Source organism: Rhizobium altiplani (assembly GCF_001542405.1).
GTDB lineage: Bacteria > Pseudomonadota > Alphaproteobacteria > Rhizobiales > Rhizobiaceae > Rhizobium > Rhizobium altiplani.
Window position 1 is genome coordinate 46,215 of record NZ_LNCD01000033.1, and the last position, 11,032, is coordinate 57,246.

General features: G+C 60.5%; 10 protein-coding genes. 8 read left to right on the forward strand and 2 right to left on the reverse strand.

The window, feature by feature from the left end; translation table 11 throughout:
• The first annotated feature begins 9 nt into the window (after positions 1 to 9).
• The 3 genes from AS026_RS06000 to AS026_RS06010 all read left to right on the forward strand — a co-directional run bounded on the left by AS026_RS06000 (position 10) and on the right by AS026_RS06010 (position 2,347).
• Positions 10 to 1,269, forward strand: coding sequence for a YcaO-like family protein (locus AS026_RS06000; protein WP_062368968.1), 1,260 nt, complete (start codon positions 10 to 12; stop codon positions 1,267 to 1,269).
• Entirely contained in the window at positions 1,266 to 2,012 is a 747-nt protein-coding gene (locus AS026_RS06005) for a TfuA-like protein (RefSeq protein WP_062368969.1), read from the forward strand. Before AS026_RS06000 ends, AS026_RS06005 begins: the two co-directional genes overlap by 4 nt.
• Positions 2,013 to 2,077: 65 nt before the next feature.
• Positions 2,078 to 2,347, forward strand: coding sequence for a hypothetical protein (locus AS026_RS06010; protein WP_018858115.1), 270 nt, complete (start codon positions 2,078 to 2,080; stop codon positions 2,345 to 2,347).
• A 29-nt stretch (positions 2,348 to 2,376) separates the two neighbouring features.
• Here AS026_RS06010 and AS026_RS06015 read toward each other — a convergent pair whose 3' ends face one another.
• On the reverse strand, positions 2,377 to 2,772 hold the full coding sequence (locus AS026_RS06015) for a helix-turn-helix domain-containing protein (protein WP_018858114.1): 396 nt from the start codon (positions 2,770 to 2,772) through the stop codon (positions 2,377 to 2,379).
• Positions 2,773 to 3,141: 369 nt separating this feature from the next.
• On the opposite strand from AS026_RS06015, the gene AS026_RS06020 reads away from it, so the two are divergent.
• The 4 genes from AS026_RS06020 (at position 3,142) to nadC (ending at position 7,473) form a co-directional block, all read left to right on the forward strand.
• Positions 3,142 to 4,044: an NUDIX hydrolase gene (locus tag AS026_RS06020; RefSeq protein WP_062369102.1), complete on the forward strand. Its 903-nt coding sequence runs from the start codon at positions 3,142 to 3,144 to the stop codon at positions 4,042 to 4,044.
• A gap of 69 nt (positions 4,045 to 4,113) precedes the next feature.
• Positions 4,114 to 5,085, forward strand: coding sequence for a quinolinate synthase NadA (gene nadA / locus AS026_RS06025; protein ID WP_062368970.1), 972 nt, complete (start codon positions 4,114 to 4,116; stop codon positions 5,083 to 5,085).
• Complete coding sequence (locus AS026_RS06030; RefSeq protein WP_062368971.1) at positions 5,082 to 6,620, forward strand: L-aspartate oxidase; 1,539 nt, start codon at positions 5,082 to 5,084, stop codon at positions 6,618 to 6,620. Before nadA ends, AS026_RS06030 begins: the two co-directional genes overlap by 4 nt.
• Before the next feature lies 1 nt (position 6,621).
• Positions 6,622 to 7,473, forward strand: a complete 852-nt coding sequence (gene nadC, locus AS026_RS06035; RefSeq protein ID WP_062368972.1) for a carboxylating nicotinate-nucleotide diphosphorylase — start codon at positions 6,622 to 6,624, stop codon at positions 7,471 to 7,473.
• A gap of 309 nt (positions 7,474 to 7,782) precedes the next feature.
• On the opposite strand, the gene AS026_RS06040 is transcribed toward nadC, so the two are convergent.
• Positions 7,783 to 8,598, reverse strand: coding sequence for a ferritin-like domain-containing protein (locus AS026_RS06040; RefSeq protein WP_062368973.1), 816 nt, complete (start codon positions 8,596 to 8,598; stop codon positions 7,783 to 7,785).
• A gap of 141 nt (positions 8,599 to 8,739) precedes the next feature.
• Between AS026_RS06040 and AS026_RS06045 the strand changes: the two genes are divergently transcribed.
• Positions 8,740 to 11,022: a NosR/NirI family protein gene (locus AS026_RS06045; RefSeq protein WP_062368974.1), complete on the forward strand. Its 2,283-nt coding sequence runs from the start codon at positions 8,740 to 8,742 to the stop codon at positions 11,020 to 11,022.
• Positions 11,023 to 11,032 lie beyond the last annotated feature (10 nt).

Here is an 11,032-nt window from a genome sequence, read left to right on the forward strand (position 1 = left end):
TTGATGCGAATGTCTGTTCAGACCGCACTCGAGCGCCTGGCGCAAGATCTCAGCCTCTCATCGGCCGGCATCAACAGCTATCACGACCGCTCGTTGACGCCTGGACAGACATTCGCGGCGATCAAGCCGCATTTCAAGGAACTCGGTATTACAAGGGTGGGTCTGCTCACCGCGCTGGATCTCCTTGAGATCCCCGTTGCCTTTGCCACGCGACCGAACAGCTATACGCTTTCCGTCTTCCAGGGAAAGGGCATCGACGAGGAGGCGGCAATGACCTCGGCTGCGATGGAGGCGGTGGAGACGCGTGTTGCCGAAAGCCAGCCAAGCGACCTTGTCATTGCGACCGTCGCCGGCATGAGGGCTGAGCATGCGTCGATGATCGACCTTGATTCGGTGGCCCGTTGTGTCCCTTCGGAGATTGGTTCCGAGCCGATCGCCTGGGGCGAGGGCCTCGATATCATGTCCAACCGTCCCGTCTTCGTTCCCTGGCCACTCGTCGGCCTCGACCATCGGGGCACCCGGCCGTCCGGTTTTGAGCAGTCGAGCGACGGTCTCGCATCCGGAAACCGGCCGGCGGAAGCCGTGCTTCACGGTCTTTGTGAACTGGTTGAACGCGACGCGTGGGCGCTGACGCAGTTGCGTCCCTATGAACAGCTGCGCGGCGCGCGGATTGATCCGATCGCGTTCGGCGACCCTGTGCTCGATATCATTGTCGATCGCATCCGGCGCGCTGGAATGCGTCTATTGCTGCTCGACATGACGACCGATATTGGCGTTCCGAGCTTTCTGGCAGTTATCATTCCCGGCAATCTCGGCGAGCGCGTGGATGCCCGCTGGACCCATGTTTGCGGGGGATGCGGATGCCATCCTGATCCTGTTCGCGCGGCACTGCGAGCAATCACCGAGGCCGCACAGAGCCGACTGACGGCGATTGCCGGCAGTCGTGACGACTTTTCCCCGCGTCTCTATCAGAGGCTCGATAATGGTGGCCCGATGCAAGAGCTCATCAATCTCTGCGACGAAGCCCCGGTTACTCCCAAATTCTCTCTCGAAGCTCCGCAGCGCACCATGCAGGAAAACATCGGCCGCATTCTCGATCGCCTCAGGTCGAGGGGCATCGATCAGGTGGTGGCCGTGCCGCTTTCCCATCCGGGTCTGCCGGTCTCGGTCGTTCGTATGATCGTTCCTGGCCTTGAGGTGGATGTCAGCGGCGAATTCATTCAACTCGGATTGCGTGCCGTGAGCGCCATGCAGGGAGCGATGCAATGAAGGTCATTTTTGGCGGTCCGAGTTTTGGCGCCGACATCGATAGGCTTCGGGTCGAGAATCCGTCGATCCTCTTTCGTGGGCCGGCTGCACGCGGCGACATATTTCAGGCGGTGCGAGATGGAGCGCATGCGATCGGGATTGTTGACGGCTACTTCGGGGAAGTGCCCTCTGTGTGGCACAAGGAAATCCTCTATGGGCTGCAGCACAATGTCATCGTTGTCGGGGGTGCCAGCATGGGCGCGCTTCGCGCAGCCGAATGCGACGCGTTCGGGATGGTTGGGGTCGGCACGATCTACGAGGACTATGCCGAGGGTCGCCTGATCGATGACGAGGCCGTCGCGCTCGTGCATGCGCCAGAAGAGCTCGGCTGGTTGCCGCTTTCGGTTCCGTGGGTGGATTTTCAGCCGACGATCGACGGTCTCTATCGTCAGGGCGCACTTTCGCCCGCCGAGCACAAGATGCTGTTGCTCGCGGGCCGTTCGATCCATTTCTCAGAGCGTACCTATCCCAAGGTCGTCGAAGGCTGCACCCTTTCCGGTGACGGCCGTGCCAAGGAGATCCTGCGGCTGATTCGCGCCGGAAAGGTCGAGCGCAAGCGTCAGGACGCCGAACTCGTCCTGCAATATCTGCTGGAGGTGAGGTTTGCTCCCCAGCCGCGTGACTGGGGCTTCGCCGCCACCTCGCATTGGGAGCTTTTGCGGGCGGAAGTCACAGGTGCTGTCACGCCTGTAACGCCCAAGTAACGCCGGACCTGAATGATGGATATCGCTGAAGCCCGGAAGGCTCATCATTGGAGAAGGCAGTGACAATGAACATTCTGACGCGGGACGAGGGTACGGGTAGCGAGTACGCTAGAATCTTCCGGTTGCTCTCGGCGGCAAAGGATGAGGCCCAGAAGCTCAAGCTGAACAATCTGATGCACTTGACCAACATGGCTCTTCTTCAGGTGGTCATCGACTGGGACGGGATTGACCCCGAACGGGAGCTCGACGTCAACCTCGAAAAGCTGATCGGCACCAAGACGCAGGTCGCAATGAAGGATGCCAGCGAGAATCTAGTGCTTCTCGACTGCCACTGACGGACCGGGGTGACGTTGGGACTGCGCCTTTACTCGCCGTCGTCCAGCTGTTCCATGCCGGCAATTGCCTGTACGAGCTTTACGATCTTCTTGCGAACATGCTCGTTCTTGATCGACAGGAAAGCGGCATTGAGCAGCACGCCGTCGCGGGAAACAACGAATTCCTCGCTGGGCGTTGGATTATCGTTGGCCGAGTTGGGGTTGACGTCCTCGAAGAAAGATCGGACGTCGACATCGAGGGCGCCGGCAATTTCGACCAGCATGCTCGCGGAAACGCGGTTTGATCCCTTTTCATATTTTTGGATCTGCTGGAAGGTGACGCCGACCCGATCACCGAGTTCGGTCTGCGATACCTTACGCATCAGACGCTTTATGCGGATTGTCTTCCCGACGTGAACATCAACTGCATGGGGACCTTCCTTCATCGCTCTCTCCTTCCAACGCCGGTTGTTACGCGACTATTATGCCAGCAATCAACCTAACGGAGATAATTGAACGGATCAATTGCGTTGATGTGTTTTTTATCCCGCATAGAGAGCCGATGGGCAACATATTGGATATTCGGCTTTCGGCCCGATTTGCGAGGGGTTTAAATCGCAAATTTCCGTTACGGGGAGCAGCAACCACAGGTCGTGCGCAGCCGGCCGTTTTAAGTTGACGGATTCCTTCGCGTCGAGGTAGCGGCAATCCTGTGTGCTGGCGAGCCTTTCCGCCTCCAAACTCCGGAGCGCTTTCGCGTCGCGATGTGGTATGCCACTGATAGATCAGTCGATACAGATGGATTCGTAGCTGCCGTGACGATCGGGTTTGCTCATGCCGAATTGATAGCCGTACTGGTTGCGGTAACGGGTGGCGAACCGCGTGTCATGACGATCCGATCCGGTGATGCACTGCCGTCCGGTCCCTTCGAAATGGGACATCGCACACTGCAAAGCGGTCTGCGTGAATGGGTTCAGGAGCAGACGGGCCATCCGGTCGGCTATCTGGAACAGCTCTATACCTTCGCCGACCGCGATCGAAACAACGAAATCCTGGGTGGCCGGACGATTTCGATCAGCTACCTCGGCCTCGTGCATGAGCAGGCGACGCCAGGCGGCGGCCGACCCGGCTGGCAGGGCTGGTATGGCTATTTTCCGTGGGAAGACTGGCGCACCGGGCGACCGGGGGTCCTCGACCACCTGGTCGACTGCCTTATGGCGTGGGCCGAGCGTGATCCGTCCCGTCGTGAGGATCGGATCCGCCGGGCAAATTTCGCCTTTGGGCTCGGCGAGGCCTCATGGAACGAGGATCTTGTATTGCAGCGCTACGAGCTCCTCTATGAAGCGGGCGTTGTGAGCGAGTCGGGCTGCGCGGCCGAGACCAATCCGGGCCGGGCAATGTTCGCGGACCATCGCCGTATCCTTGCGACAGGCATTGCGAGATTGCGTGCGAAGATCAAGTATCGCCCGGTCGTTTTCGAGCTGATGCCGGTGAGCTTTACGCTGCTGCAGTTGCAGCGCAGCGTCGAAGCGCTTGCCGGGCTGACGCTGCACAAGCAGAATTTCCGTCGGCTGATCGAGCAGCAGGAACTTGTCGAGGAAACCGGCGAGACGACGAGCGAAACGGGCGGACGCCCCGCAAAGCTTTTCCGTTATCGCCATGCTGTCCTGGAAGAACGCGCGCTCGCCGGATCAAAGCTGCCAATCTCCCGCAATTGACATATGCTCATAACGAGAATATCTATGGGTTCTAGATATGCTCTAATTGAGTATAAATAGGAGCCGGCCATGAACCACAGCGTTTCCGCATCCTCGCTCTACGAGCGCGTTCGCCGCGTCATCCCCAAGGCGGAGTGGATGTCGTTCGAAGACGATGTCGAGGCGATCCTTGAGCTGAAGCGGCGGCGAAACGCCGTCATTCTTGCGCATAACTATCAAACGCCGGAAATCTTCCACGGGGTTGCCGATATCGTCGGCGACAGCTTGGCGCTGGCGCGCAAGGCGATTGACGTCGAGGCGGATATCATCGTGCTTGCAGGTGTGCATTTCATGGCCGAAACGGCCAAGCTCCTCAATCCCGACAAGACGGTGCTCATCCCGGATATGGGGGCCGGTTGCTCGCTGGCGGATTCGATCACGCCCGAGGATGTGGCGCTTCTACGCCAAGCTCACCCCGGCGTGCCTATTATTACCTATGTGAACACCTCGGCGGCCGTGAAGGCGGCATCGGACATTTGCTGCACATCGGGAAATGCCAAGCAGGTTGTCGAGTCGCTCGGCGTGCCGCGCGTGCTGATGATTCCGGACGAGTATCTCGCCCGAAACGTCGCCCGCGAAACGTCGGTCGAGGTGCTTGCCTGGCATGGTCATTGTGAGGTCCATGAACTGTTCACGGCGGATGATGTCAGACAGCTTCGTGAGAATTATCCCGGGGTGACGGTGCTGGCGCATCCAGAATGTCCTCCTGAGGTCGTTGCCGAGGCGGATTTTGCCGGGTCGACGGCTGTGATGTCGGATTTTGTCGGGCAGCAGCGTCCGGCCCGTGTCGTGCTCCTCACCGAATGCTCGATGAGCGACAACGTCGCTGTGCACCATCCTGATGTTGAGTTCATCCGCCCCTGTAACCTTTGCCCGCACATGAAACGGATCACGCTCGCCAATATCCGCGCTGCACTCGAGGAAAACCGCCACGAGGTCACCGTCGACCCTGAAGTTGCCGTTTCTGCAAGGCGTGCGGTCGAGCGGATGCTTGCGATATGACCGCGCCTCTCGGGTCATTGAGCGGGCATGTCGTCGTCGTGGGAAGCGGGCTCGCCGGTATGATGACAGCGCTGACGCTGGCGCCGCAGCCGGTTGTGCTCATAACCCGCGGCGCCATTGGTGCGCAGACCTCCAGCGCCTGGGCGCAAGGGGGGATTGCCGCAAGCCTTGGCGAGAATGACAGCATCGAGTTGCATCTGTCCGATACACTTGCTGCCGGCGACGGCCTGTGCGACCCGCAAGCCGCATCCGAGATCATCGAAGAGGGGCCGGCCGTCATCGCCGCCCTGGAGCGCGCCGGCGTTGCTTTTGATCAGGACAGTCAGGGTCGCCTGGTCCTTGGCCTTGAGGCGGCACATTCGCGTCGACGCATCGTACATGTATCAGGAGATGGGTCGGGTGCTGCGATCATCGCCGCTCTGGTGCAGGCAATCGCCAACACGCCCTCGATTACCACGCTCGATGCAACCGAGGTGCGCTCGCTTTTGAGCCATGACGGATCTGTCACCGGTATGGTCATCAGCCGGGGAGGGCAAACCGCTGCCATCATGACGAACCGGGTGGTGTTGGCCACAGGCGGGATTGGCGGACTGTACGATGCCACCACCAATCCCATGTGCAATTTCGGCCAGGGGATCGCGCTGGCGGCAAGGGCAGGGGCAAGGCTTGCCGATATGGAATTCGTGCAGTTTCACCCGACCGGCCTTGACTCAGCGCGACGGCCCCTGGCGCTTGTCAGCGAGGCCGTGCGCGGCGAAGGAGCTGTTCTCGTCAACGACAGGGGTGAGCGCTTCATGACCGGTTTCGACGGCGCCGAGCTTGCTCCGCGCGACGTCGTTGCGCGCGCCATCAGCGCCGAACTCTCGCTGGGGCGGCGTGTCTTTCTCGACGCCCGTGCTGCGCTCGGCGATCGCTTTGCCTCCCGCTTTCCAACGATCCACGCACTCTGTCAGGACGCCGGAATCGACCCGGCAATCGATCTCATTCCGGTGCGCCCCGCCGTCCACTACCACATGGGCGGTGTTGCGACCGATTTGACGGGGCGCAGTTCGGTCCCCGGTCTTTGGGTCATCGGCGAAGCCGCCTCGACCGGGCTGCACGGCGCCAATCGTCTGGCCAGCAATTCGCTGCTCGAGGCGGCAGCTCTTGGTATTCGGGCCGCCGGTGATATTGGAGCGACATTGCCCGGCACCGTTCGGTCGACCCCGGCAGTTTTACCCGGGCCGGCACCGGATGCGTCGGCGGTGCGCGCGATCGTCTCGCGTCACCTCGGCGTGCTGCGCAATGCCGGGGCTCTCCAGGGTGCGATCGCCACCCTGCTGCCCCTCGCGGAATCCGACGGACCCGCTGCTGACCCGGCGATCGTTGCATTGACAATTGCCGTCTTCGCAATGCTGCGCAAGGAAAGCCGCGGAGCCCATGCCCGCACCGATTTTCCGCTGAAGCTGCCCGTTTCCGAACGCCGCTTCATGACATTTGCCGATGTGCTCGATGTCGCACATGCCGCCACCCATTCTTTCGCCCGGAGTGCCTGATATGTCCCTTGCCCCGTTGCCACGCCTTATTATCGAGCCGATGGTGCGCACTGCCCTCGTTGAGGATCTCGGCCTTGCCGGCGACATTACCTCGGCGGCGGTCATCCCCGCCGATCATCGCTCGTCTCTGGTTATGGTGGCGCGGCAGCCCGGTGTCGTCGCCGGCCTGGATGCAGCTGAACTCGCCTTCCAACTGGTCGAGCCAACGATCACCATGGCCCGTCATATGGAGGATGGATCCCCGGTCAGGCCCGGTGACATCATCGCGGAGATCACTGGACCATCGCGTGGGTTGCTGACGGGGGAGCGCACGGCGCTGAACTTTCTTGGACATCTGTCCGGCATTGCGACGGTGACGGCAAGCTTGGTTGAGGCGGTCAGGGGCACGAAGGCGTCGATTGCCTGCACCCGCAAGACGACACCTGGGCTGCGGGCCCTGGAAAAATACGCGGTGCGCGCCGGCGGGGGCATGAACCATCGGTTTGCGCTTAATGATGCCGTCCTGATCAAGGACAATCACGTGGCGATTGCCGGTGGCGTGGCCGAGGCGATCCGTCGTGCCCGCGCGGGCGTTGGGCACATGGTCAAGATCGAGGTCGAGGTGGATACGCTCGAGCAGCTCGGTGAAGCGATGCGAGAGGGTGTTGATGCGGTCTTGCTCGACAATATGACGCCGGCGCAGCTGCGCGAAGCCGTCGCAATCGTCGATGGTCGCGCGATTACCGAAGCCTCGGGAAGCGTAACGCTTGCAACGGTTGCCGCGGTCGCCGCCTCAGGCGTCGACCTCATCTCTGTTGGCTGGTGTACGCACAGCGCGCCGACGCTGGATATCGGGCTCGACGTGCAAGGCTGACCGATAGCGTTGGCAAATTCGTCGCGTGTCACGATTTCTGCGGCGCGCAGAACGAAGGACCTGCTTGAGACGGCTCAGAGTTTCCCGTCATGTGTCCAGGCGCGATATTCGATTTCGAAAATGAGCCTTGGGCGCCGACACGAGGTTCTTTCCTCGACCTGAATAGTCGAAGGATGCGCGCTTCCGTTTGAAGCGATCGAGCATCCTTCGGAGGTGTTCGGCGTTCCTTTCGGCGAGCAGGCAGGCTGGAAGCCCTTGGGAGTTCTTCGACCCTTGCCTGTTCATCCTTGAAAAGCCGCCATATCGTCATCATTGTCGCAACAATGCCAAGGTCGCGACGAGCTGACCCGCGTAAAGCTGAGCGAGGTTACGGGTCTGCTCATCCCTGGATCGCTCCGCCTCGCCGAGATAAAAATCAAGAAGCAGTTCTGCTAGCGCAGTGGGCGGGATATCTGCCACCCCCACCGAGTTCTCAAACTTCAATATGCGTCCCCCGAAGGCTGCAACGCGCTGCGCCCAGCCGTTCTGTCGCAGTGTCGTCGGCTCTCGCGAGGGCGGATGATCATTTCGAACTAGTGTCCGAAGGTGAGCGTCAAGTCTGGTTTCAAGTTCGCGCAGGAGGATCGTTTCAGTCTGCGCGCGCTTCTGATGGAAGGCCAAACGCCGTTCGCGGCGTAGAACAGAGACATGCCCGAGCTCCTCGCGCGCCATACGTTCCGCCGCCTCGGCAATCTCCTGTGTTGGCGCGTGGGCCGAAACATACGTCCAGAAGAGGAAGGCCCGTTCCTCGTTTCGCACAGCGACCGAAAAGGCCCGATAGGCCGAAAGCAGCGCGGGGTCCGTGAGGTTCATCCCTTCATCGTCAAAGACGTCCTCCGGTTCTTCGCCCGCAGCGACGCTGGCCATTCCCATTTGACCTGACCAATCCTCTACGGAAGCGAGATGGCCGCGTTCCTCTGCAGCCAGGCGTTCGAACACGGCAACCAGGTCGGGCTTTCGCGATCGACGCATATGGTCCGCCAGCGTCTCGTAGCCAGCAATGGCTTCGGTCTCCATGGCCTTCGCCGTTGCCAGCAACTCGGGCATCGAACGGATGGTCATCGGTTCTCTTGGCAATTCTGTCATGGTTCGCTCCTGAGACGCGCCGTCTTGCGGAAACGGTTATCAGAAGGAAAGATCTTCCCGTTTGATACATGTCAAAGATGGGGTGCTGCGTCGCGACTACACCTTTCACCGTAAACCGCCAACGTGGGTGTACGGGGAAGAATGCTTTTGAAATCGAGACCTTGGCTGCAAACCTGCTTGCAAGCGCTACTCGTGCTTGCTGCAATCTGGTTTTCTGCCGTTGCTTGCAGCGCCGCTGATCAGCTTGCGACCTACATCCAAAAGGTAGAGCCCTCAGAACTTTTCCAGGGAGCAGACAGCTTTGGCCCGCCGCAGGGAGAACCTCCGATCGCCCCGGTGTTCCGCGGGAGCGAGGTTCTCGGTTACGCCTACCTGAATTCGGACTTCACGGCGTCCGCCGGCTATTCCGGAAAGCCAATCCACATCGTGGTTGGCATTGCGGCCAATGGCGTCATTCGCGGTATCAAGCTCGTCGATCACAAGGAACCGATCGTCCTCATTGGCATTCCGCAGGCCCGTGTCGTCGCGGCATTGAATTCGATCATCGGCAAAGATCTCGGACGTGTCGCCGCTGGTCTCGATCGTCCTCCGCAGGTCGACATCGTCAGCGGTGCGACAGTGACCGTCTTGGTCATGGGGGATAGCGTAGTCCGCTCGGCCGTGAAGCTTATTCGTGCCCATCGGCTCGACAGTCAGCAGCAAACCGCTGGAGCGTCGGTCGCAACGGAAGTTAAGCGTGTCGACGAGGCAAAGGTAGGCACGCAGGATTGGGAAACGCTCCTTGGAGACGGGTCGATCCGCAGCCTGCGGCTGACTGTGGGTGAGGTCTCGGAGGCTTTCCGCACATCGAGTCAGGACGCGGCTGCCGCAAGACCGGAAGCGACGCCCGAAACCGAACGATTCATTGATCTCTATGTTGCTCCGGTCAGCGTTCCAATCATTGGCCGCAGCCTGCTCGGTGACACCCTGTACGAACGGCTTCGCAAGCAACTGCAGCCGGATCAGGCAGCAATCCTCGTTGCCGGCGACGGTGCTTACTCTTTCAAGGGGTCAGGATATGTGCGCGGCGGGATCTTCGATCGGATCGAACTCCTTCAAGACGGGCAAGGTGTCAGATTCCACGACCACGACCATACCCGCATCCCGGCGCTCGCAGCAGCCGGCGCGCCCCGACTGAGGGAAATCGCCCTCTTCGCCGTTCCCAAGGATTTCACCTTCGATGTAACCGAACCCTGGGAGCTGCAGCTCCTGGTACAGCGCGCCGGCGAGGGCACACAGAAGGCCGTGCTACCCTATAACCTCGGCTACTCGCTCCCCACACCCTATGTGAAGGTCGAGAAAGCAAGCCAGACGCCTGCTGCCGCCCCGGTCTCCACAGCGCCGCGCGTGCCGCAGCCAGAAGCAACCGTCGACGAGGGCGAAGCTCCGCTCTGGATAGCGATATGGCAGGGAAGCCGCGTCAAGATCGCGATAACGATCGGTGCGCTTTTGACGTTGACGGCAATCTTCTTCTTTCAGGACTGGCTTGTCCGCCGGCCGAAACTGTTCGCCTACGTCCGCAACGGCTATCTGCTATTTACCCTTGTTTGGCTGGGGTGGTTCGCCAACGCGCAGCTTTCGGTCGTCAATGTGTTCACCTTTGCCAATGCTCTCGTGACGGGGTTCAATTGGCAGTTCTTCCTGGCAGGCCCGCTCATTTTCCTGCTCTGGGCAGCGGTTGCAGCGGCGCTCTTGTTCTGGGGCCGCGGACCCTTCTGCGGGTGGCTTTGCCCGTTTGGTGCACTGCAGGAGCTTACCAGTAACGTCGCCAAGAAGCTCAAGGTGCCGCAGGTCAAGCTGCCGTGGGGTCTGCACGAGCGTCTCTGGCCATTGAAGTACATCATTTTCCTCGGTCTCTTCGGCCTTTCCTTCTATTCGATGGCGCTTGCCGAGACGTTGTCCGAGGTAGAGCCGTTCAAGACTGCGATCATCCTGAAGTTTGCACGCCAGTGGCCGTTCGTGCTGTTCGCGGTCACACTTCTGGTCGCCGGACTCTTCATCGAGCGCTTTTACTGCCGTTACCTGTGCCCGCTGGGCGCAGCGCTCGCCATTCCCGGGCGGATCAGGATGTTCGAGTGGCTGAAGCGTTGGCCTGAATGCGGCTCGCCGTGCCAGCGTTGCGCGAAGGAATGCCCGGTTCAGGCCATTCATCCCGAAGGTCAGATCAATGTGAACGAGTGCATCTACTGCATGCACTGCCAGGAGCTGTACCAGGACGACCACCGCTGCCCGCACATGATCCAGGTCCGCCTCAAGCGCGAGAAGTTCATGGCGCTGTCGACACCTGAATCCAGAGGAGAGGTCACCACCAAGAAGAAGGTCGAGGTTACCTACAAGGGTAGTCCAATCAAGAAAGCAGATTCCGCGTCGGATCAGCCGGCGTGAACATACCCAC